This is a genomic window from Bacillus sp. SD075, from assembly GCF_017355165.1.
Classification (GTDB): Bacteria; Bacillota; Bacilli; order Bacillales; family DSM-1321; genus Peribacillus.
This window is the reverse complement of the sequence record NZ_JADILK010000022.1, coordinates 22,650-46,180: the sequence shown is the minus strand read 5'-3', so window position 1 is coordinate 46,180 and position 23,531 is coordinate 22,650. Positions and strand designations below refer to the sequence as shown.

General features: G+C 39.7%; 25 protein-coding genes and 1 riboswitch. Of the genes, 2 read left to right on the top strand and 23 right to left on the bottom strand.

The window, feature by feature from the left end; genetic code table 11:
- Positions 1-11: 11 nt before the first annotated feature.
- Positions 12-1,322, bottom strand: a complete 1,311-nt coding sequence (gene der, locus IOC57_RS15440; RefSeq protein ID WP_207439556.1) for a ribosome biogenesis GTPase Der — start codon at positions 1,320-1,322, stop codon at positions 12-14.
- A gap of 498 nt (positions 1,323-1,820) precedes the next feature.
- Entirely contained in the window at positions 1,821-2,441 is a 621-nt protein-coding gene (locus tag IOC57_RS15435) for a YphA family membrane protein (RefSeq protein ID WP_207439555.1), read from the bottom strand.
- Positions 2,442-2,554: 113 nt separating this feature from the next.
- Here IOC57_RS15435 and IOC57_RS15430 point away from each other — a divergent pair, with 113 nt between their 5' ends.
- Positions 2,555-2,686, top strand: a complete 132-nt coding sequence (locus IOC57_RS15430) for a YpzI family protein (RefSeq protein ID WP_069981702.1) — start codon at positions 2,555-2,557, stop codon at positions 2,684-2,686.
- A 65-nt stretch (positions 2,687-2,751) separates the two neighbouring features.
- On the opposite strand, the gene fni is transcribed toward IOC57_RS15430, so the two are convergent.
- The 20 genes from fni to IOC57_RS15330 form a co-directional block, all read right to left on the bottom strand.
- Positions 2,752-3,798 carry a type 2 isopentenyl-diphosphate Delta-isomerase gene (gene fni / locus IOC57_RS15425; RefSeq protein WP_207439554.1) on the bottom strand — a complete coding sequence of 349 codons (1,047 nt, stop codon included), beginning with the start codon at positions 3,796-3,798 and terminating at the stop codon, positions 2,752-2,754.
- Positions 3,799-3,817: 19 nt separating this feature from the next.
- Positions 3,818-4,957: a 30S ribosomal protein S1 gene (rpsA, locus tag IOC57_RS15420; RefSeq protein ID WP_207439553.1), complete on the bottom strand. Its 1,140-nt coding sequence runs from the start codon at positions 4,955-4,957 to the stop codon at positions 3,818-3,820.
- A gap of 215 nt (positions 4,958-5,172) precedes the next feature.
- Complete coding sequence (locus tag IOC57_RS15415; protein ID WP_207439552.1) at positions 5,173-5,760, bottom strand: lysophospholipid acyltransferase family protein; 588 nt, start codon at positions 5,758-5,760, stop codon at positions 5,173-5,175.
- Complete coding sequence (gene cmk / locus IOC57_RS15410) at positions 5,757-6,431, bottom strand: (d)CMP kinase (RefSeq protein ID WP_207439551.1); 675 nt, start codon at positions 6,429-6,431, stop codon at positions 5,757-5,759. Before cmk ends, IOC57_RS15415 begins: the two co-directional genes overlap by 4 nt.
- Before the next feature lie 475 nt (positions 6,432-6,906).
- Positions 6,907-7,092 carry a YpfB family protein gene (locus IOC57_RS15405; RefSeq protein ID WP_207439550.1) on the bottom strand — a complete coding sequence of 62 codons (186 nt, stop codon included), beginning with the start codon at positions 7,090-7,092 and terminating at the stop codon, positions 6,907-6,909.
- Between the two features lie 122 nt (positions 7,093-7,214).
- Positions 7,215-7,511, bottom strand: a complete 297-nt coding sequence (locus IOC57_RS15400; RefSeq protein WP_207439549.1) for a PilZ domain-containing protein — start codon at positions 7,509-7,511, stop codon at positions 7,215-7,217.
- 257 nt (positions 7,512-7,768) lie between these two features.
- Positions 7,769-9,124: a germination protein YpeB gene (gene ypeB, locus IOC57_RS15395; protein WP_207439548.1), complete on the bottom strand. Its 1,356-nt coding sequence runs from the start codon at positions 9,122-9,124 to the stop codon at positions 7,769-7,771.
- A 14-nt stretch (positions 9,125-9,138) separates the two neighbouring features.
- Entirely contained in the window at positions 9,139-9,945 is an 807-nt protein-coding gene (gene sleB / locus IOC57_RS15390; protein ID WP_286184906.1) for a spore cortex-lytic enzyme, read from the bottom strand.
- Positions 9,946-10,103: 158 nt separating this feature from the next.
- Positions 10,104-10,790 (bottom strand): glutamic-type intramembrane protease PrsW, encoded by a 687-nt coding sequence (gene prsW, locus IOC57_RS15385; RefSeq protein ID WP_207439547.1) that lies wholly within the window; start codon positions 10,788-10,790, stop codon positions 10,104-10,106.
- A gap of 97 nt (positions 10,791-10,887) precedes the next feature.
- Complete coding sequence (locus IOC57_RS15380; protein WP_207439546.1) at positions 10,888-11,853, bottom strand: asparaginase; 966 nt, start codon at positions 11,851-11,853, stop codon at positions 10,888-10,890.
- 24 nt (positions 11,854-11,877) lie between these two features.
- Entirely contained in the window at positions 11,878-12,846 is a 969-nt protein-coding gene (locus IOC57_RS15375; RefSeq protein WP_207439545.1) for a YpdA family putative bacillithiol disulfide reductase, read from the bottom strand.
- A gap of 155 nt (positions 12,847-13,001) precedes the next feature.
- A complete protein-coding gene (locus IOC57_RS15370; RefSeq protein WP_048681753.1) occupies positions 13,002-14,279 on the bottom strand; it encodes a Glu/Leu/Phe/Val family dehydrogenase in 1,278 nt (425 codons plus the stop codon).
- A 266-nt stretch (positions 14,280-14,545) separates the two neighbouring features.
- Positions 14,546-15,121: a genetic competence negative regulator gene (locus IOC57_RS15365; RefSeq protein WP_207439544.1), complete on the bottom strand. Its 576-nt coding sequence runs from the start codon at positions 15,119-15,121 to the stop codon at positions 14,546-14,548.
- A 91-nt stretch (positions 15,122-15,212) separates the two neighbouring features.
- Positions 15,213-16,106 (bottom strand): MerR family transcriptional regulator, encoded by an 894-nt coding sequence (locus IOC57_RS15360; protein ID WP_207439543.1) that lies wholly within the window; start codon positions 16,104-16,106, stop codon positions 15,213-15,215.
- A 98-nt stretch (positions 16,107-16,204) separates the two neighbouring features.
- A complete protein-coding gene (locus IOC57_RS15355; RefSeq protein WP_207439542.1) occupies positions 16,205-17,020 on the bottom strand; it encodes a metallophosphoesterase in 816 nt (271 codons plus the stop codon).
- Between the two features lie 94 nt (positions 17,021-17,114).
- Positions 17,115-17,573, bottom strand: a complete 459-nt coding sequence (locus IOC57_RS15350) for a YpbF family protein (RefSeq protein WP_063233188.1) — start codon at positions 17,571-17,573, stop codon at positions 17,115-17,117.
- Positions 17,574-17,713: 140 nt separating this feature from the next.
- Complete coding sequence (locus IOC57_RS15345; protein ID WP_207439541.1) at positions 17,714-18,487, bottom strand: LysM peptidoglycan-binding domain-containing protein; 774 nt, start codon at positions 18,485-18,487, stop codon at positions 17,714-17,716.
- A complete protein-coding gene (locus IOC57_RS15340) occupies positions 18,465-19,091 on the bottom strand; it encodes a CPBP family intramembrane glutamic endopeptidase (RefSeq protein WP_207439540.1) in 627 nt (208 codons plus the stop codon). Before IOC57_RS15340 ends, IOC57_RS15345 begins: the two co-directional genes overlap by 23 nt.
- Positions 19,081-20,586, bottom strand: coding sequence for a RecQ family ATP-dependent DNA helicase (locus tag IOC57_RS15335; RefSeq protein WP_207439539.1), 1,506 nt, complete (start codon positions 20,584-20,586; stop codon positions 19,081-19,083). The genes IOC57_RS15340 and IOC57_RS15335 overlap by 11 nt, the downstream gene beginning before the upstream one ends.
- Entirely contained in the window at positions 20,586-21,650 is a 1,065-nt protein-coding gene (locus IOC57_RS15330) for a YpbB family protein (protein ID WP_207439538.1), read from the bottom strand. Before IOC57_RS15330 ends, IOC57_RS15335 begins: the two co-directional genes overlap by 1 nt.
- A 290-nt stretch (positions 21,651-21,940) precedes the next feature.
- Between IOC57_RS15330 and IOC57_RS15325 the strand changes: the two genes are divergently transcribed.
- Entirely contained in the window at positions 21,941-22,189 is a 249-nt protein-coding gene (locus IOC57_RS15325) for a ferredoxin (RefSeq protein ID WP_207439537.1), read from the top strand.
- A gap of 142 nt (positions 22,190-22,331) precedes the next feature.
- Here IOC57_RS15325 and IOC57_RS15320 read toward each other — a convergent pair whose 3' ends face one another.
- Positions 22,332-22,913: an ECF transporter S component gene (locus IOC57_RS15320; RefSeq protein WP_207439536.1), complete on the bottom strand. Its 582-nt coding sequence runs from the start codon at positions 22,911-22,913 to the stop codon at positions 22,332-22,334.
- A gap of 165 nt (positions 22,914-23,078) precedes the next feature.
- A riboswitch (FMN riboswitch) is annotated at positions 23,079-23,215 on the bottom strand.
- Between the last annotated feature and the right edge of the window lie 316 nt (positions 23,216-23,531).

The following is a 23,531-nucleotide window of genomic DNA, read 5'->3' as shown; positions in this document are numbered from 1 at the left end:
AACCACCTTTACTATTTCCTCTGGCGTCCAAAAATTCGTATTGGTGTTCCTTCAAAACCAAAGGCATCCCTAATTCGATTTTCTAAAAATCTCTCATATGAGAAATGCAATAACTCCGGATCGTTAACGAATACAACGAAAGTTGGCGGCTTGATCGCTACCTGAGTCGTATAATAAATTTTCAAACGGTTTCCATTATGTGTCGGTGTCGGATTCATCGCCACCGCGTCCATGACCACTTCATTCAATACATTTGTCTGAACACGGATAGCATGATTTTCACTAGCCTGGTCAATGACCGGTATTAGGGTATGTGTCCGTTTTTTCGTTAAGGCAGAAAGATAAATGATTGGAGCATAATCCAAGAATAGGAAATGGGCACGGATCTTTTCTTCAAAATCTTTCATCGTTTTTTCATCTTTCTCGATGGCATCCCACTTATTGACGACGATGATGACCGCCCTACCCGCTTCATGGGCATATCCGGCAATTTTTTTATCCTGTTCACGAATGCCTTCTTCAGCGTTCAGGACCACAAGAACAACGTCTGAACGTTCAATTGCCCTTAATGCACGAAGTACGCTATATTTTTCCGTACTTTCATACACTTTACCTTTTTTCCGCATCCCTGCTGTATCAATAATGACATATTCTTTGCCATTATATTTATAAGGAGAGTCAATCGCGTCGCGGGTCGTACCTTCAATATCACTTACAATTACACGTTCTTCACCTAATAATGCATTGACCAGAGATGATTTACCTACGTTCGGTCTCCCAATCAAACTGAATTTAATGACATCATCAGCATAATCCTGACCGCCGAATTTAGGGAAATGTTTGGCCGCTTCATCCAGAAGGTCACCAAGACCAAGCCCATGAGACCCGGAGATCGGGAATGGATCGCCAAAACCTAACGCATAGAAGTCATAAATTTGATCTTTCATTTCTGGGTTATCGACTTTATTTACTGCAAGGACAACTGGCTTCCTCGATTTATAAAGGATCTTAGCGACTTCTTCATCAGCAGCCGTTACCCCTTCACGACCATTCGTCATAAAAATGATCACATCGGCTTCATCGATGGCAATTTCAGCCTGCTGGCGAATTTGTTCTAGGAATGGCTCGTCACCGATATCAATTCCACCTGTATCAATAATGTTAAAATCATGTGTCAACCATTCACCAGAACTATAAATCCTGTCCCGAGTTACTCCAGGAACGTCTTCGACAATCGAAACCCGTTCTCCAACTATCCTATTAAAGATTGTCGATTTTCCCACGTTCGGACGACCGACTATCGCAATTACCGGTTTTGGCATTGCTATTCACCCTTTCTGCTACTATATCTCTGTCAAAGTCACGAAATTCATGAATGCATTTATTACGGTTGCTTTGCATTATTGATTTTCATTATTTCCTTTAAAAGGAAAAGGCTGTATCCATCATCATTTAAAGGAATCTTTCATCAGTATGAAAATCCCAACTGATGTTCAGTTAATCTCATCTAGTATTCACCGGCAGTTTGTCCACTTGACGCCCCAGTTCCTAAGGGTGTGAAGCCGAACCCTCTGCATGCTCAAACTTGATTATAATCAGCCCAAAAAAATGAAGAAAGCTTCGACATACGGCTTCCTTTTTAATTGTTTAGAGCATTTTACGATTTATCTACAGACCTCTAACTATCCTATAGTAACAAATTTCTCGCCAATCAACAATGATTGTATGAATAAAAGCCTCCCAATGCCAATTGGTTCCATTTATACTTCTGTCTTTCGATAAAGCGGCTAATACGCCCTATCTATTTTTCACCATACTCCTCATTGATTAAAATTCTCTTTCCCTTGTTTTGATAAAAATCTTGATTGGGATGCTAGATACATGTATTGGCCAACCAGTTCCAACATTCTCCACAGTATGTTTGCACCCAATACCAGCACTGCATTATCATGCCATACGTAAGCAAGTGCCACATAAGGTAAAGAGTGGTAAGCAAGCAATCCAGAATATATGATATCTCCCATCATCATCCCAATTAAAAGGACGAACAATCGATGTTTCCAATTTTTAAAAAGTAGTAGGATAAGATAATTCAGGAAAATACACAAAAGATAAGAGGGTTTCATGATGAGCCATATTGGATCAAGCAAAGAAAAAAGTTGAAAACTGGCATAAGCGAGAGTGATGATAAGGCTTCCGCTGATCAGTTCCATCATCTTGATGATTGATTTCTTCCTAATATACACACACAATATAAAGAAAAGATACGGACCGCTCAAATGCACGGAAACCAAGGGAGCCTCCAGTTTATAGCCCGCTAATACCATAACGGCTAATAAGTGAAAAAGAAAATCAAAACGAAAGGGAACCGTTTTCGGAATAAAAAACATGACAATGACCCAAACTATCCATGAAATCCAATAAAATATAATTCCATCCATGCTGCCGTCCCCCTTTTAGGAACATTATGGCTTGTTTATTCAAAGTATAAACGTAAAGCACGGCATTTGATGAGGAAAACCTTCCCTCTATCATTTAAAAAGGAGGTGTGAACATGGGAAAAGACCGGCAAGAGAAGAAATTGAAAGAAAGTAAACGAGTGGAGTCCGACAGGGACCAATCACTGGATCACAAAGGGGCAACAAGAATGGAAAGCCCTGAAGAGGCACGGAAAAGGAATAGTTAAGTCTATACCTGAACAAAAAGAAGCATCTCAATTCGTTTCAATTGAGATGCTTCTTTTGTGGTCATTCATTTAGCATACGCCGAACAATCAATGCCTCTTTGAGATAACCAATGATGGGTATTTCCTTTGATGACCAATTTCGATTTCCTTAGCTCTGAGATATTAGCGCACCCGAGTGCAGTCATGATGACCTTCAAATCTTCATGTATGTAATTTATTTCCTTAATCAAATTTCCCAAGCCCAACTCTTTATAAAGCTTGAGGAAATGTCCAGCTAATCCGACACCTTTCGCTCCTAACGCCAGGCTTTTTGTAATTTCCAAAGGGCTTTGAATGCCACCCGACCCGATGACTGATATCTGTGGTGAAACAGTAACTGCTTCGACAATCGAAGCGGCTGTCGGTATGCCCCATTCATTAAAATATCCGAGTATCTTTGCTCGTCTTTCATTCTCGATTTTAGCAAAATTCGTTCCACCAAACCCGCCTACATCAATAATTGAAACACCCACGGAATGTAATTGCTTCACCGTTTCCATACTCATCCCAAACCCAACCTCTTTTACGATGACAGGAATTCCGATTGTTCTATTGATTTTTTCTATTCTCGAAAGGGTACCCGCAAAATCTCTATCCCCTTCAGGCATGGTCAATTCTTGGATGACGTTAATATGAATCTGAAGGGCATTGGCCCCGATCATTTCGCTGGCCCGCTTAGCCTGTTCGACTGTTGCTTCACCACCGAGATTACCAATTAACACACCATCAGGATTTTCCTTCCTTACAACTTTAAAAGAAGCTTGCTGGCTAGAATCCTTGATAGCTGCCATTTGCGAACCTACCGCCATGGCGATGCCTGTTTCCCGTGCAGCAATGGCTAGGTCACCATTCAATTTTTCGGTTTCAGGGCCTCCGCCACCAGTCATGGCATTTATAAAAATTGGCGAACTTAATCCAAGTTCGCCAACTTCTGATGTGAGATTCACATTATTCAAGGAAATACCTGGTAAGCTTTGGTGAATAAACGAAATATCTTCTAGTCCGGTTTTATGCTGCTGTCCTGTCTTTAGCGCAAATTCTATATGATCTAATTTTCGTTGTTTTCTCTCCAAGGCCATCACCATTATTATCTTATTTTAGTTTTTTCAATTGATCACCGATCATTTCACCTAGCTGAAAGCCCTTCGATTCTTCAGGGAGCTCATAATCTGAAGTGTTGTAATTGGTTTGAGGTTCTTCAAGTTCCTTAATGCTCAATGATAGACGTTGATCCGATTCATTGACTTCCAGCACCTTCACTTCTACAGACTGGCCTTCTTTAAGTACTTCTTGCGGTGTGGCAATATGCTTGTGCGAAATCTGTGAAATATGGACAAGCCCTTCTACTCCTGGAAAAATCTCCACGAATGCTCCAAAAGAAACAAGGCGTTTAACGATACCTTCCAGTGTAGAGCCTTTGGCCGCTTTTTCCGCAATGCCTGCCCAAGGTCCCGGAAGGGTATCCTTAATGGATAGTGAAATCCTTTCATTATCACGATCGATGGATAGTACTTTCACCTGCACCTTATCCCCTTCGGAAACGACATCGGATGTCTTGTCGACATGCTGATGGGAAAGCTGGGAAATGTGGACAAGGCCGTCTACGCCTCCAATATCCACGAATGCACCAAAATCTGTAATCCTTTGGACCACGCCCTCAAGCACTTGCCCGCTTTCAATCTTATCCAAAACGGTTGCTTTTTGCTTTTCCTTTTGGTCTTGGACCACTGCCCGATGTGAGAGGATTAAGCGATTCTTGTCTTTCTCAAGCTCAACAATCTTGAATGTTAAAGTTTTGTTTTTGTAATCAGAAAAGTCTTCAACGAAATAGTCTTCTACTAGAGAAGCTGGAACAAAACCACGTACGCCTAGATCTACAACAAGCCCGCCTTTGACGACATCTTTAACTTCTGCCTCAAATACGTCTCCATTTTCAAATTTCAATTCCAGGTCATCCCATGCTTTAAGAGCGTCAATTTTACGTTTTGATAGAATGAGAGCTTCTTCTTCGACTTTAATGACTTCCAGCTCCAATGCATCACCTTCCGAAACGGCATCTGACGCCTTTTCAACATGCAGGCTTGAAAGCTCGCTGATAGGTATAATTCCATCAGTCTTGCTGTCTTCCACATTGACAATAACCTGTTTTTCTTCTACCTTTGAAACGGTTGCTTTAACTTGATCCCCAACTTTGTAATTGTTCACTTCTACCTGGTTCATATCTTCTGTCATTACTAACTCCTCCTTAACCCATGACTGATCAGCAAATTCCCTCTTCATCGGCCACATATTTTATTTAAAGTGGTTCAATAAAAACACTTTCCTAATAAAGATAAAAACAGTTTTTTCAGAGTAATAAAAAAATTTCTCCCTTTCATCCGCAATAAGGAACCATACCCTTATTTTATAAATTCTAACAAAATCAGAAAATTGTCAAGTATGAATGACTATTTATGCTCGGAAATCAATTTCCCAATTTGGTCCATGATGATTTTTGTAGCTTCATCGGCTGATATTTTCTGTTCGCGATATTCGGTGAAATTTATTGGAGGACCGTATACGACTTTCAACGGACGCAAAAATTTATATGGGCCGATGATTGCACACGGTATGATAACGGCATCAGATCGCAACGCGAAAAAACCAGCACCCGCCAATCCTTCTCCCAATTCACCAGTCTTGCTTCTGGTTCCCTCGGGAAACAGACCAATCGCCTTGCCCTCCTTCAAAAGCTTTAAACCTTTTCTAAGGGATTCCCGATCGCTATTGCCCCGCTTTACGGGAAAAGCATTTACTCTGGGTAATATACCCTTCAAAACGGGTGCTTGAAACAACTCTTCCTTCGCCATGAAATGAATGTCCCTTGGAGATGTCATGCCAACTACGGGCGGATCCAAATTATCAATGTGATTGGCACAGATCAATATTCCGCCCTCTTTAGGGATATGTTCCTTTCCCAGCGTCTTAACCCTATACGCAGGCGTTAAAACGCCTTTTACGACGTTCTTGGCAAATGTGTAAAAATCCAATGTCATCTTTTCCTCTCTTCTATTAAAGACATGATACTTTCTGCAACTTCCTGAATCGATAATGAAGTGGTATCGATTTCGATAGCATCCGCTGCCTTTTTCAGTGGCGATACCTTGCGTTCTGAGTCCAGCTTATCCCTTGTTGCGATTTCTTCCCTTAATTTTTCGATATCTGATGGAAAACCTTTCAATATATTTTCCTGATGCCTCCGCTGTGCCCTCTCATCCACAGAAGCGATTAGAAATACCTTTACTTCGGCGTTTGGTAAAACATGTGTACCAATGTCCCTGCCATCCATGACGACACCGCCATTTTCACCAAAGATTTGCTGCCTGCGAACCAATTCTTCCCGGATGCTCCGGTGCTTTGCCACTTCCGAAACGGAGCCTGTCACTTCATTATTCCTGATTTGGGCTGTCACGTCCTCATTATCCAAGAACACCAACTGTCCATTTTCACTTGGTCTTAATTCGATTTTCGTATTGATGAGAACTTCTGCTAATGCTTGTTCATCATCCAGGCGAATCTTTTGATTAAGGGCCTTATAAGTAAGGGCCCTGTACATCGCACCTGTATCCACATATATGTAATTGAACTTTTCTGCAACAATTTTAGCAACCGTGCTTTTTCCAGCAGCTGCTGGTCCGTCGATTGCGACTGATAATTTTTTTTCCATAAATCCTCCCAAGAATCCTACAATCATGCTGATTATTTAGTACCCTTTCATTTTATCACAACTAGCAGGAAAATCATTAATAAAAGGGCTGTGTACGTTCAAAATCACCTTTGTTCTTTTTTATCACTGCAGCCATCAAAATTATCCTTTATTGAAAATCTTCATACAAAAAAAGCGGATCACCGCTTCAGACTGTATACAAATTTGAGGAAAATCGAGTTTGCCTGCAGTATTTTATTGAAATACGAAAGCCAGTTGATTCCAGAAATCTGCTTCCTTGCCGCAAGAGTCTGTTGAGTCTCGGCTAGCCAGTTATTCGGCAGGAGTGTCGCATATTTCTTTAATCCAGGGGGCAGGATTATTCCAAATAAAAAGTAAAAAACATGAAGATAAGCAAGTCACTTTTAAAACCATGGTTCGGTGGGGAGTATTACGAATCTCCCTTTTGTCGACAAACTGAAACGGATAATCACTTTTACTTAGGGGTACCATTGAATGTTTCAATGATTTTCGTATAATTATTGCTAGTGACACCTTCATACCTTGAGAGCTTGGTCAAATCAAAGATTTGATCCTCCCTGCTCAAAAGGAACTGGAAAAAAAATAAGCAGGCCAATTGGATGATGATCACTTTAATTAATAGTCTTTCAAATGTTTTCAAAAGCCGCACCCTCCATCTATTTATATTAGCAGTATGGATGGAATCGCCGTTTTTCATTCAATCATGTTATACATACATGCCTTTTTTCTTTAAATCGACCTGCTTTTCAAATATAAATCTCATTAATGTCTGTCCATCATTTTTGTAGGTTCAAGAAATTGGACGTGCAGCAGCATATTGCCATGCTCTTTCTCCGATACGCGAATGACTTTGCTTTTCACCCTTAAATAATGAACCTCACCTGATTTTAGCGTAAGCGCCATCCACAGGTATAATTGCGAAACAGATTGTATATTAGTGCCCTTTAAAAACCTTATGAAAGCTCCGCCTGCACTGATATCCTCCGTTAATGCGCGAAAGGGGGTGAACTCTGAATATTCTGGATGAACGGCTGTATCCAAGGTTACACGCAGGCGCACGTATTACCTCCGTTGGATTTTCACAAACGATTCTCCTTCGGGCAGCAATAGTTGCACATTTCGACAACCATACAATTGAACTTTTCCTTCTGTGATGAGTATTTGGGTTCGAGCAATAATATACCACCAATTTTAAACATTTCACCTATGGATTTTCCCATAAATCCAATAATCTTTAAGTTATTATTTCATGAAATAATAAAAAGGGAAAGTGACTAAGCACATTTCCCTACAACTTTTGATTCATGATAAATGAATTAAATTAAATTTTCGTATATCGGCTCGGAATTCTTTAATTTATCCACCTTTTCTTCTTGACCGGTATCTGCATTAATGAAAATACGGTAGGTATCATCATTGATCGTACCGAGAAATTCATAACAAAGAACTTCTTCACCAATATCATTGATGATTAACGCCTTTCCTTCTTCCATTATCTTTACATTACTGTTGATTTTGCCCTTTGCTTCTTTCTCGGATATGTTCGGACTCCCTATTTCCCTGGTTTTATGTGATTTTAAATACTCGTCGGCTGAAAATCCTATAACCGATCCATCATCCAATGCGATTTTGACCTTGACTGAATCCGGATAAACCTTGACGCCATTTTCTGATGTCACGAAATTCAATAAGGCAATATTGTCGTACTGAGCGCTTTCAAATAATTCAAGTGAACTGAAATCATGTTCCTTTAAAAAATCTTCGGCATTTGTGTAAGCTTGATTCAAATCAATATTGGTTTTGTTTACGTCCCTATTATTTATATACCAAATAGGGTAACCGCCTTTTTTGGTCAAGTCCATATTCAATTCGGTATTGGAATCTTTATCGAGGATGCTGACACTATAAAATCCATAATCGGAACCTTTTCCATTTTCCTCAACCTTCACCTGCAAATTTTTACTTTTTGAGTGTGCATAGTTTTTTGCCGTTGCAATTGCTTCTTCTTTTGTAATGGTTTTACCTTGCAGATTTTTGAAATTCTCGTCCCTCTGTTGTGCAGAAGTAAAAGTAGGATTCATCTCATTCGTTTCCCCGTACCCAGATACTTTTTTCTCTACCGTCTTTAATCCGTCGATGATCGTGTTATCCGAATTCTCTTTCCCTGATGCAAGAGCCATTTCGACATCCATCCATCTTAAATTGTTTTTAAGGACCAGATACTGCACTTTTCTTAACTCTCCTTGGATGTCCCCTGCCTGTGTGTACAAGGATTGCAGAGTCGCATATTCCTGATCATTCAGTGGTTCTTTTTCAAGGTCACGTACCGCTGTTTTATAGCTGAAGTCCGCAATTTTTGATAAGAATTCCTCTGTCTTATTAAAAGGAAGTAAGGTCAATGGCAATTGACCAACATCACTTTGGGCTTCGGAAGTGATACGCCAAACATCTGTTAAAGCCGGGCTTAATGAATAACGTGAATTCATAGCCAAAGTACTCCCGACCTTATCGTGCAATAAATCCACTTGATAGCTTAAATCATGGAAGGCTCGCTGATACGTATTTTCCGCATTGATTAATACAGCATTTTTTTCCTTATGTTCTTGATAGCCCCAGAATGCAGTACCTGCAACAACTACAACAAGCAGGGCAATCACTATATTCCTGATCATTTCCCTTCACCTCTTTACTTACAAAAGATATGTTTTCCGATTCTTTTAATTTGTTCCCTTGACCAGATCCATTTGCTTGTTGCCGTATCGGGATTAAAGTAATATTCTGCGTTACCGCTTGGATCCCACCCATTGATTGCATCCACCACGGCCTCTTTCGCCCTTTCATTCGGTGTCAGCCAAATTTGTCCATCCGCAACAGCCGTAAAGGCTCCAGGTTCAAAAATCACTCCCGAAATGGTATTGGGAAAGGCAGCACTTTCCACCCTATTCAGTATTACTGCTGCAACGGCAACCTGACCTGTATAAGGCTCCCCTCGTGCCTCTCCATAAACGGCATTGGCCATCAGCTGTATATCGTTTTGAGAATATCCTCCTGGAAGGTTGGCTGATGTCGTTGTTTTGGAAGGGGCCTTATCGGAAGCGGTCCCTCCAGACGAAGACCCATTTCCTTTCGCCTTTACCTGTTTCTCAATAGGGACTCCCCCATAATAGGTGAACTCGTTCCCTTTATTGATCTGTTCATGAACAAATTGTTTATTGAAATTAGAGGCATTCGTCAACTTCTGTTTTGTTGTAGTCCCTGCCAAACCATCGATTGGAAGCCCGAAATCTTGTTGAAAGTTTCGAAGTGCCCAATATGTGCCCCATCCATATACACCATCAATCTTACCATTATAGTAACCGATGTTTTGGAGGCGTGCCTGCATTTCAATTACATCATCACCAACCGCACCTTTTTGAATGACTTGGCCCGAAAAGGCATTTGTTCTTGTTTCCGGGTAAATTCCGAAACAAATAGTTATACACGAAAACAGCAAAAGCCATTTCCATTTTGACGAAATTCCTTTCACCAAAAACACTCCTCTTTTTCTTGAATTAATGTAATTCTATTTTCTTCTTTACTGGCTTTTTTATTCCAAACATAAAAAAAACGGAGCGGGCAAAATATGCCAGCACTCCGTTTTGATATTATTCGTCATTTGCTAAGGTAATGATTTTGAGAAAGTTTTTCTGCGTGAAAGTCAGACAACAAACGTGCTTTCTTTACTTTTTTCATGCCTAACCACCATAGATAAATCATGAATGGCATGATAAAGTACACCCAAAATTTTTGGGAAACTAAAATATAATCGTAAACCCCATGTAATGAAATGGGTATGACCAATGCCAATAATAAATAGACCCTATTATTCGAAGCCGAAAATTTCGCCTGGCCCAAATAATATCCCATGATCACACCGAACAAAGCGTGACTGGATACAGGGAGAATAGCCCTGAGAAAAGCATGTTCCACCCCGTTGGCCAGCAGGTACAATATATTCTCCATTGTAGCGAATCCAAGGGAGACTGCAGCTCCGTAAACGATCCCATCATATGGCTCATCGAATGCCACATGCTGATAAATGACATAAATGAGTATGAACCACTTGAAGAATTCCTCAAGCAGTGCAGCCCATAAAAAAGCATTTGCTAAATCGGTATTCAAGATTTGTTCAGTTTCGAGCACATACTGTATGAACATAATCGGCAATACAAGAAATACACCGAATAAAAATGTTTTGACCACAACCGATATCGGTTCGGTTTCATATTGATCTTTCAAATAGAAATAGCTCAGTAGCGCCAATCCTGGCGCAATGGCCGCTGACAACATGACCAGCATTAGCTGACCCTCTTTTCATCTTCTTTTCCTTAATCGTACCATGGAATGAAGAAAAACTGAATCCAAGAATCAAGACTTCCAAATTTTATTTAATCCCTCAGTACTTAAAGAAGGTCTCATCTATTGGTTTTTCGCCTGCCAGCATGACAGCTAATTTAATTCGAGCCTTCTTGCTGTCATAATCAGCGCCTAATATCACACCGCGCTGTTTTAAATCAAATGCGCTGCCTTCATAATCATAAGCTGGGTAAACCTTTCCTTCTTCTGCACTTGTAGTCATGATGATCGTAATGCCTTTATCGATTGCAGCTTGTATGGAAGTTACCATTACAGGGGTAACTTGTCCCCTTCCTACACCTTCGAGCACGATGCCTTTCGCACCATTTGCAACTGCAGCATCAATAAAGAGGCCATCAGCGCCTGTATGGCACTTGATGATATCCACTCTGGGGATGCTTTTCAGGATATCATAACACTCCCTATGTAAAGGTTTTTGATAAATGCTGACGACATCATTATCAATTATCCCCAAATATCCGTAGCCAAAAGATTCGAACCCCTGCAAATTGGAAGCATGAACTTTTTTGACATACTTTGCTGAATAAATCCGCTCATTAAAAACGACCACTACACCAACATCCCTAATAAGATCACTCGCAGCGCATAATATGGAATTCCTTAGATTGGAATATACATCAGTTCCCACCTCTTGAGGAGACCGTTGGGAGCCGGTTACTACGATTGGACGTTGATCCTTACTCGTGAGATCAAGGAAATAGGCTGTTTCCTCTAGTGTATCCGTACCGTGAGTCACGACGATTCCTGTAACTTCAGGATCCTCCAGTTCCTTTTGAATGGCTGATTTAAGCTGTTGCATTCTCTCAAAGGACATGGACATACTTGAAATCTGGAAAAGATCAACCACTTTAACCTTGATATCGTTGGGCAATTCGCAAAGTGATGCCAACTCATGGCCAGTCAATGCACCAGAGGCCAACATACCATTCTCAGTTTCTTTACTGGCAATAGTCCCACCAGTCGTTATTAATGATATTTTTCCCATTCGGTCCCAGCTCCTCATTTAAAATTACTTTTCTTTAACAGCCAGATCATAAGCAATCAATCCACCATGAAACCTGCCGTTCTCGATGAAGATTTCGTTCGCATTATTTCCGGCTGCCAGTACCCCTGCAATGTAAAGACCTTTAACGTTCGTCTCCATCGTTTCCTCGTTATATGCGGGCCTCCCAGTCTGCTTATCAATAGTAATGCCCATTGAAGCTAAAAAGGAATGGTCAGGATGGTACCCAGTCATTGCAAAAACAAAATCATTTTTAATACTTTTTTCCTCATCACCTACATGATAGATGACACTGTCTTCCGTTATCCTGTCAACATTCGCATTAAATTCCATCTTGATCGTTCCATTGCGGACTAATGATTCAAATTCCGGAAGGATCCAAGGTTTGATACTTGAAGAGTAATCCGATCCTCTATAAAGGACTGAAACCCTTGCTCCTGATTTGACCAATTCCAGAGCAGCATCCACACTTGAGTTTTTGCCACCGATGACTGCAACATCACAATTAAAGTAGGGATGGCCCTCCTTGAAGTAATGAAACACTTTAGGGAGCTGTTCACCCGGTATGCACATATAGTTAGGATGATCATAGTATCCTGTCGATATGATCACACGTAGGGCTGTATAGTCACCTTTCGATGTTTTGACTAAAAACTTCCCATCTTCTCGTTTTTCCACTTTTTCCACTTTTTCAAATGTATTGATCCGCAACTCTTTCCTTCTGACTACCTCCCTATAATAGGCTAGCGCCTGATTGCGGACCGGTTTACGGTTTTCGATTATAAAAGCGATATCACCAATTTCCAGTTTTTCACTCGAACTGAAAAATGTTTGATGTGTCGGATATCGGTAAATGGAATCAACCACATTGCCTTTTTCAATAATCAGGGACTGTATTCCCACTTCTTTAAGAGCGATTGCAGCCGCCAACCCACAAGGACCCCCACCTATGATAATGACTTCTTCAACATTCATCTTTATTCCACTGCCTTTCCATGCACTATGTAATTCGTTCGTCCAATAAAATAATAAAAACTCCTATCAATACATGATAGGAGTTTTTACAAATCATTTCAATCATAATGCAATGAACATGATTTTTCTATAAATTTATACATGAATTGAATCTTTTAAATCCAACCACGGAAGCGAGAAGCTTCAGCCATTTTTCTTACGCCAATCATATAAGCCGCTAGACGCATATCAACACGCCTTGATTGTGCAAGTTCATAAATGTTATTAAAAGATTTCACAAGGATTTTTTCCAGCTTTTCGTCCACTTCTTCTTCAGACCAGTAATACCCTTGATTATTCTGTACCCATTCGAAGTAAGAAACCGTTACACCACCAGCAGAAGCAAGGACATCAGGAACAAGAAGGATTCCACGATCCGTTAGGATTTGTGTCGCTTCAATTGTTGTAGGTCCGTTAGCTGCCTCGACAACGATCGATGCTTTGATATCAGCAGCATTCTCTTCAGTGATTTGGTTTTCAATTGCAGCCGGAACTAAAATATCACATTCCAATTCAAGCAGTTCTTTATTTGAAATTGTACTTTTAAATAATTTCGTTACGGTTCCGAAACTATCTCTCCGATCGAGAAGATAATCGATATCCAAGCCTTCAGGATCATGAAGAGCACCATATGCATCCGAAATCCCAATGACTTTAGCCCCTGCGTCATGCATGAATTTAGCTAAGAAACTACCTGCGTTACCAAAACCTTGAATGACGACCCGTGCCCCTTTAATATCGATGCCGCGTTTCTTGGCAGCTTCATTGATACAAATTGTTACACCTTTAGCAGTGGCTGATTCACGGCCATGAGAACCGCCAAGCACTAGCGGTTTACCCGTAATGAATCCTGGCGAGTTGAATTCATCCATACGGCTGTATTCATCCATCATCCAAGCCATGATTTGAGAATTTGTAAATACATCAGGAGCAGGAATATCTTTCGTCGGCCCCACGATTTGACTAATTGCGCGAACATAGCCCCGGCTCAGCCTTTCAAGCTCACGGAATGACATATTACGAGGATCACAAACGATACCGCCTTTTCCGCCGCCGTATGGCAAATCAACGATGCCGCATTTCAAGCTCATCCAAATGGATAATGCCTTCACTTCACGTTCCGTTACATTAGGGTGAAAACGGATACCACCTTTTGTAGGCCCAACAGCATCGTTATGCTGTGCACGGTAACCTGTGAAAATTTTAACCGAGCCATCATCCATGCGGACCGGTATCTTCACCGTTAATAAACGCAATGGTTCCTTCAACAGCTCAAAAACCTCTTCCGGGTAACCCAGCTTATCCAAAGCTTTATGTATTACAGTTTGGGTAGACCTCAGTACGTCGTGTTTTTCTTCTTCATTTACATGGCTATTGCCTTTTGCCGATTCCATTAAAAGTACCTCCTAGAAAATCTCATCCATATATAAAATTATAATGTACAAATAGTCCTCTTCATGTGCTAGTATACACCTTCGTTACATTTATGCAAGAGTAAAAATGGGAATTTAAAAGTTGGAAATATTCTAAAAATGAAAACGTTATCATACCAACTGTTTTCTTACTCTTTTACCGTATATCTTCTTCGGCCGAAAGTTGAGACAAATAAGGCAAACCGCATTGTTTTTCAATGTGGCTGCCTTGTCTCATTCGTTTTACATCAGCTAAAGTGTGTGAGCAAAACATGTATCGCTTCATTTTTGATTATACAGGTTCCATATTCATTGATGCGGCTGAGTGTCAATGTAGATGCATGGCCATACTCAGCCGCTAAAGATATGACCGTATCATAGGTTGTGTCTTTAACATTTTCGATAAGTAAATAGTATCTTCCCTCAAAATGATAAAGAGTACTCTTAAGCAAGCCTTGAAAAGATAATCTATGAGATAATTGGACGATATCTTCAAAGTCACTGAAAACATACAGAATATGGGGGAAGTCATCAATTTTCACTTGTAAATCCAAGAATTCCTCTTCGTCATTCAATAATTCTTCTTCGTCTTTTGTCACAATGATTATCAACCCTTGAGCAGGCAAGGAGAAAATTTCGATTGCAATAGAACCGCTCATTTTAAAGCTGAGTTCTTCGCACGCTTCTTCGACCATATCCTGAAATAGCTTGTGGACCTTTAAGGAATTCCCTAAAATATCTTCTTTTGTTATACCTCTATCAATTAAATCATCGAGGGTCAAAAAAATCTTGATTTTATTATTAGTTAATCGCTCCAGTTTCATAAAAAAATGCCCCCTGGTTACCATCTTCATACATCATATGAAGCCTTGGTCGCAGGGTGCATATCCATTATTTCACCTAAGCTGCCGGCAGCTAACCTTTCAGCCATTCCTCCCATTTAGATTGCGTGTCCCCCATTAAAACTCCGCTGTAGGCCGTGCGGTTTTCTTCGGAAATAAAGCTAAGCGCCGCACCGCCGATACCCACCTTCAAATCCGGGAAGTCCTTTATCAACGCTTCAATCAGCCTAAATGTCCCATCAAGATTCTCTTTCAGTGAACATGACATGAATAGGTATGAGGGCTTTATGATGTTTAAAACGGTGAAAAGGTCCTTATCAGCAATGGATTCACCTAAATAAATGGTTTCATACCCTTTTCGCTTCAAAAAAATGGTGAAGACCAACAGTCCAAATTCATGTTTTTCACCGGGAGCACAAACGGTAAGGGCTTTCGGAAGAAAACCATTTGTCGGAATCGTATGCATAACTGAACTGATCCTGGATTTTAGAATGTTCGACGCAAAGTGTTCATGAGCGGAAGTAATTTCTCCCCTTTCCCACTTATCCCCAATCTGAACCAATATTGAACCAAGTACATCAACTATGGTTTGTTCGATTGTATACATGCTGAAAGCTTGACTTATCAGCATATGGGCTTTATTTTCATTGAAATTCAATAGAGCTTCGATTAATTCCTCCGATAACTTAATCGCTTGTTCATCTTTACGGTTCGTTTCAGGAACTCCAGGCGCAAGAGTGCCAGTACTTTCGAGAAGTGAAACAGCTTGGCTTATTGTAAAACCTTGCTTTGTTTTATTAATGAGCCACTTAAGGATTTGCAGATGTTTTTCTGTATACAGCCGGTGACCTGATTCATTCCTGACAGGTTCGATAAATTTATAGCGCCTTTCCCATGCCCTAAGGGTTCCCGACTGAATGTCTAGCAGTTTTGAAACTGCCTTTATATTATATTTACCTTCTTGCATGGTTTTACAAGGCCTCCAATAACTGTACGATCATTTGTTGAAATTATAGGGGATTTTTCAAAGTCTGTAAAATCCCGATATGCCCGACTAATAGCAGCCTAATAGGTTTTTTCCACAGCTTCGCCTATTTCAGTGTCTGTCCCCCTTTTTAGGGTGAAGAGGTGCGTTTCCGGCTTAGCCTCAAGCCTTAAAGGCACTGCGCTTGTCCCATAACCGTTACTCGTCATATATAAACAGCCCCCCTCTTTTTTTATGCTGCCGATCTGATAGGGCCCGAATCCGAATATGCGAATCTGCCCGCCATGGGTGTGACCTGACAGGACGAGGCTAATATGGTGTTCCGGAGTCAGCTGTTTCTTGACAAATGGATTATGGCTCACCAAAATCCGAAAATCTTCATTCCCGCAATCCGACAGGGCAAGATCAAGCCTATCACGTTCTTCCGATATATCATCAATGCCCAGAAGAGCGATTTTGCTGCCATTTTGAGACTCAAAAGAAACAGCTGTGTTATCAAGGATTTTCACACCGTGTTTTAAAAGAGCCGCATCCAGTTCATGGAAGTCTCCTTCATAATCATTATTACCCCAAACAAAATATAGGGGACCTAGTTCTTTTAGTTTCAATATATTTTTTTCCACACGTTCTAGGGGAACCCCGCTTTCCCTGATGTCACCGCCGATTATCACCAAATCTGCCTTGTCGCGAGCTTTCTCAATTAATTTATCCGAAACGACCCGTCGATGAAGATCGGATATGAAAAAGATCCGAACATCGCCAAAGCCTTCAGGAAAGTCTTTGAAATATAAGTCCTGAAAAATCACCCTATCTTGCATTGCCGTACGCCACATGTAAATGATTGTGGCAAATGACAGCAGAATGATGACTAAAAATAATCCAGATAACCATAACATCTTAGTTAAACCTTCTTTCCATCCTTATCCAAACGTACTTACATATAACCATAAAACCATATTACCCGCAATTAATTATGATTTTATGCGATCATCATTTATTTTCATGATATAAGTTAATATCATAATTCTTCTTCATCATTTCAAAAACCTTATGGCGGCTTTTCCATTCTTCCTCTTTTTCCCACAGTTGCTTACTTTTATTAATGATTTCACAGCGAAGCAGTTGAAACTCCTTTTCAGCCTTATCAAGCTTTTTTTTAATTAAAACCATATATCCATATAGACCAATTGCTGCCGCCAAAAAAAGGAAATGACTAAAATGGTCGACGAAAACACTAAACATACTGAAAAAGGAATAGGAATAAGGTACAACGATATAAAAATAAAGGTAAATCATAAAAAGGGCAGCAACAATCATGGTCGCCCATAAGCTTTGAAGGTGTTTCTTTTTTAGAGCCTCGAATTTTTTCTTTCGATCCACGACATTCTGCAGCATTTGTTTTGTTGCTTGATCCGTTTTCTCATCCAATAAAATGATTGTCGATTCCATCGCATTTCCTCCTCTACTCTTTCAAATCATGATATGAAAGAGTAGTGAAAAAAATGATAAAGTACCTATCACGTTTGCCTTCATACTGAACCAATTCCAACAATTAAAAAACACCCTGCCTATAAAGACAGAGTGCCATGTTATTTCTTGATCGGAATTTTCAATACCTGACCTTTGGAAATTTCATTGCCATTCAGCCCATTCCACTCCCTGATCAGAGCAATCCCTTCCTGTGATTTGTAGTAATTCATGGAAATGCGAAATAATGTTTCTTCACCTTGAACAGTATGTAAGACAACTTTGTAATCCTCTTCATCCGGTTTCCCGGCTGCCTTTTTCTTTTCTGCTGCTGCCTTATTGGCTTTTTCTTCAGCTTCTTGCTGCGCTTTAGCCTTAGCCTCAGCTTCTTGCTGCGCTTTGGCCTTTTCCTCGGCTTCTTGCTGTGCTTTGGCCTTAGCCTCATCTTCTTGCTGCTTTTTGGCCTTTTCCTCGGCTTCTTGCTGCGCTTTGGCCTTAGCCTCAGCTTCTTGCTGCGCTTTGGCCTTAGCCTCAGCTGTTTCTTTTTCTTTCTCAGCTCCAGCCTTTGCCGATTTTTTTTCCTTTAAATCATCTGCCGTTGCTGTAGTTGGAATCGATTCATTATCTTCAAAGACGACTTGGTCACTTTTCGTATTAGGTATAGGTCTATCCTGCAGATATGTATAAAGAGTATAAAATCCTATTGGAAGTAAAATAAAAAATAACGCTAATAATTGTATCATCGGGAACTTAATCTTCGTTTTACTTTTCTTCTTTTTATTCTGGTGTACTTTGCTTCGCTTGGGCAATGATGACTTAGCCCTCTGACGTTCAATTCGTGAACGAAGTTCACCAGCCTGATCGTTTTCTTTTTCATTCTTTTGTATTCGGTTCATTCAAGTCACCCCCTCTCTTGCTAAACCCTCTTTGTTTTTTGTTCCTGATTAAAATACCAAGGATAAAGTCAATCAAAAAGTGGGCCGTTATCGTCACGATGATATTATTAGTCATTTCAAATAGAAAACCGATAAAGAAACTCAAAACCAAAACATTTAAAAATAAAAACCAATTAAAGAGGTAACGATAATGAACGGCTGCAAAAATGAGGCTCGTCCAGAGCAAACCAAAATGTGTTTGCAACACTCCACGGAATAATATTTCTTCACTTATCGCTACCACTAAAGCCACGACAAAAATCTTCGGGTATGACAAATTACTGAAAATGCGTTCGTTAATACCGCCATCATCCTGAAAGGAAGATGGTGTCACTTTCATAAGCAATAAGTCAAATAACACGACAATGACTCCCGCGGGAACTCCAATCAGCAAAATGTTCAGGTCATCAAAGATAAATAAGTCGAAAAAAGCAGAACGGCCTTTAAATAAAATAATACCTAAAAAGATGGCTAACGTTAAGAGAATAATTTGTGTAAGGAATAAATTATATAGCAACTGTTTATCTGTAAGTTGCTTAATCATTTCAGCTTGCTTATTTTTCATTGCCATTTTCCTTTTTTAATAAGATATAAGCCAATTCCTTTTTCCACGTGGTAAAGGAATTGACGGGATCCACCTTGACTTCCGGCCATACATCAGCCATTTTTTCGGCATCCATCCCACATAAATCACAGCAGATGGGGTTTACTTCCCGATGCTTTTCTCCAAAGTAGTCCAGTATCCCTAAACGGCGACATTCCTGTGCATATATCCAGTGAAGGAATTTATGCAGCTTTTCTTGATTTCTTAATTTTCTCTCTTGACAATACCCTTTCATCTCTTCCACTTGATGAAAGCTATTGCCCGTAATGAACTGGGTAAAAAAACGCAGCTGAATTTCGTTCAACGAAAAGGATTGAGATAGCTGTTCTTTTTCTGAGAGGGTCATATTCATCGGGATTTTTTGTGATGCATTAAGAAAAGAACATACACCATCAATTTGCGAATCCGTAGGCAACTGTTGCTCCATCAAATGCAGGGGAAGCCCTTCATCCCCTTCGCCATATAATAAGACGGCCACACTTTGCTTCCGATCCCGTCCCGCCCTGCCTATCTCCTGAAGATATGCTTCCATCGTCGATGGGAGATGAAAATGTATAACATATCTGACATCGGATTTATTCACACCCATTCCGAAAGCACTTGTTGCACATATAATTTTTAACTGACCGGAAATGAATTGCTGCTGAATGAGCATCCTTTGTTCCTGTTCCATTCCACCGTGATAATAATTGACACTATCGATTCCGTTTTCCTGTAAAAACCCAGTGACCGATTCCGCCACTTTTTTAGAGGAAAAATAAATAATTCCGCTTCCGTTGAATTTCCTGACAAGCTCCAGTACACGGGCTAGCTTCTCATCGTAGTTGAACATTCGCTCGACAATAATTGCAATATTTTCCCGATCAACAGATGAAACGGTTTCCTTGACCGGCCCAATGTTGAGATTACCAACGATGTCCCTCCGGACCTCTTCGGTTGCAGTTGCTGTCAGGGCAAGAGTCAACGGATTGTTCAATTCACGCCTCACTTCTCCTAAATTCAAATAATCCGGACGGAAATCATACCCCCATTGTGAAATGCAGTGTGCTTCATCTATGACGAACAAACCTATGTCTATGGATTTTAAGGATTTTATCACACCCTCCAGGCTTAGCATTTCGGGAGATAAAAAGATAAAACGATAACTATGTAACCGGTCGAAAGCTTTTCTTTTTTGATTTAGCGTCAAAAAAGAGTTGAGCGTCAATACACTTTTTTCGCCACTCATCTTCAGCTGATCTGCCTGATCCTGCATTAATGATAATAACGGGGAGACAATTAGGACAGTCTTATTTAAAAGATAAGCCGGCAGCTGGTAACATAATGATTTACCTGATCCGGTCGGTAGCATCGCTAATGTATGACGGCCGGACATCAATGATTCAATTACTTCCTTTTGTCCAGGACGGAAATCATCAAATCCGAATTTTTCTTTGAGGACTTGTTCTATATTCATCATCCATCACCTATTTTCGCAAGTACAAGTCTTATTTGGAAAAAGCTTATCTGTTTATTATCGACCATCTGCTTGATTGCTTTAAGCTTTTTCGTTCCAAGTTCCTTAATAGCTTCATCAATTTCCCTCTCATCCTCGATAGTCACATAATCCGAAATCGGAAATCTCTTGTCCGATAAAACAATTTCTACGAGATGATCTTCGATGGTGTTGACTTTCAATCCACGAATTTCAGCTATTTCACCCAGATTTTTACCTTCCTGGATGTATCGTAAAGTAGTTTGTGTAGATTGTGTCAAATGAGGATTTCCACTTCTTCTCCAGTCATTGGTTAATGTGGACAAGAGAGGGCAATCCTTTCCCGTTTCCATTTCTGCAAGCATTTGATGCAATGAGTCAAGGAATGTAAAGCGAACATACTCTTCTTCTACACCTTTCCTTTTTGCAATCTGTTCAAACGTAAGTCCAATCCTATTTACCCCGGTTAATTTCCAAATGAAAATGTCTCGTTTCATATCACTTTGATTTTCTAAAAGGGATATCAATTCATCATATAAATGTTGAGCAATCAAGGCTCGATCCTGACGATTGGCATGTAAAAAATCTTTTACGAAGAATTGGATTTTGGGATTTCGTTGTATCGGATAAAAACGTCTTTCATTGTGGACAATATGGGATATGGTTTGAATGAGTAAGTTTAACCTTCCCCAGAAAACCGGGGTGATATTATGATACTTCCAACCATTTATATACGTCGGAAATGGATTATTTTTAAAGTAATCGACTAACATTCCTTCACCTTGCATACTAATTTCATATGCATCTGATTTATCCGTTAAATTAATCAAGTCATGCTTAAATAAATGTTCAATGTTTTGATTTAATTGCTTACGGGTAAAACGGGGTATTGTCCCAAAAATATCCGTTAACCCGAATAAATGGGCATCCTGGATTGTTTGTGACGATTTCTTCCCCTGCAGCATATGGTATATAGCATAAATGGAACGTTCGCCTTGAAATTTTTTTATTGCATATAGAATGATGGCCTGTAGATAATTATTCATGGGACTCACATCCTCGTTTCATTTAACCAATAAACCCATTGTAACAAAAAACTGCAAAAATCGCCGTTATTATTGCTGAATACAAGGGCAATAATGTGACTAAATGACGAACCCAGGAAAGAACCAGGTTAATTTTTTCAATGTTTTTTATTGACATTCAGCTACATGATAGTCATTATCAATACAATTTCTATTGAAAAGTTTGGCATTCGGTCTTACAATAAGAAAGAGATAATAATCTGTAATAAAAAGATTATCAGTTGTTAATCAACATAGGAGGGGTTATATTCATGGCTAAATTTACTATTGTGGATAAAGAAACATGCATAGCTTGTGGAGCTTGCGGAGCAGCGGCACCAGATATATATGATTACGATGACGAAGGGATTGCATTTGTTACCCTTGACGATAACGAGGGAATCGTTGAAATTCCAGATGTACTTATAGATGACATGATGGATGCATTTGAAGGTTGCCCAACGGATTCGATTAAAGTTGCCGAAGAGGCATTTGACGGAGATGCATTAAAGTTCGAATAAAGGTACAAGCCATTTTCAACCGAGAATGGCTTTTCTTTTTGCCAAAATTGCATTACATGTTCCCTTACCCAAATTAAATCCAAATAAAAAAACAACCGAATATGGATATCCGGTTGTTTTTTTACATCTATCGTCAATGCCATTAAGCATTTTTATATAATGTTTGCTTATTGATCCATGACTGTAATTTAATGAACAGCAACATGAATACAAATGTGATGAGCACGCCTTTTATCACGTTGAAAGGCAAAATTGCCGTCGTAACGAACTTTCTTGACTCAGGTGCCGACATTGCATCCCATCCCATAAAGAAGGTATAAGCCGGTAAAAAGACAAAATAGTTTAAAACACTCATGAATATTGCCATGGAAGCTGTCCCTGCAAGTAAAGCGAACGTCATCCCTTTTTTTGAATTGATTTTCTGAAATACATAATATGTCGGCAAGACGAAAAGTATTCCGGCTATAAAGTTAGCGATATGCCCCACAGGTACAGCAGTCATGGTCCCTGTCATGACTAAATCCAATAGATTTTTAATGAACTCGACTAGAATTCCAGCCATCGGACCGAAAATCAATGCCGCCATCAGTGCTGGTATGTCGCTAAAATCAACGTTGAGAAAAGGCGGGAATCCTGGAAACGGGAAATTTAAAAGCATCAATAAATAAGAAATGCTTCCCATCATGGCGAGTGTGACCATTTTTTTCACTTTGTTCTTTTTCATAGTTCTCTCTCCTTCTTTTCCGATCTACCTGAAAAAGAGGTTAGGGTTCCTTAATCATGTTGATGTTCAATAAAAAACCTTTAATTCCGATAGAATTAAAGGGATAAATTAAAGGTTACATCAAACAAACGTTCAGCAAATAACTGTTGAAACGCATCCAGGAACCTCCATCTTCTCCCATCCAGACTATACTGTCGGCTTTGGAATCACACCAAATCCTGCCTTGTAAGGCTCGCGGGCTTAGAAGAAGAAATTCCTTCATCACCGCCGGTGGGGAATTGCGCCCCGCCCCGAAGATAGACCTATAAAATTTTTATACTTCTCATTATATCTGAAATTCCTTTTTTTTGATAGCATTTTTTCTCAATTGATCTTTTAGGATGAATGTTAATCGTCATAGTAAATGGCTTAAAATACATCGTGATATACAAAATCGCAATTTTAAATAGTGAAAATTATTTTTTTATATGACATAAACGAAGCCATTATATCGCGACATTAAACAATTGATCAGATGATTTTCTTTTTATTAAGCGCTTACATATGGATGAGCCAAATTGACATTATCAGCATTTCAATTGTAAAATTAACTGAAATTTAAGATAATTTTCCCTAGGA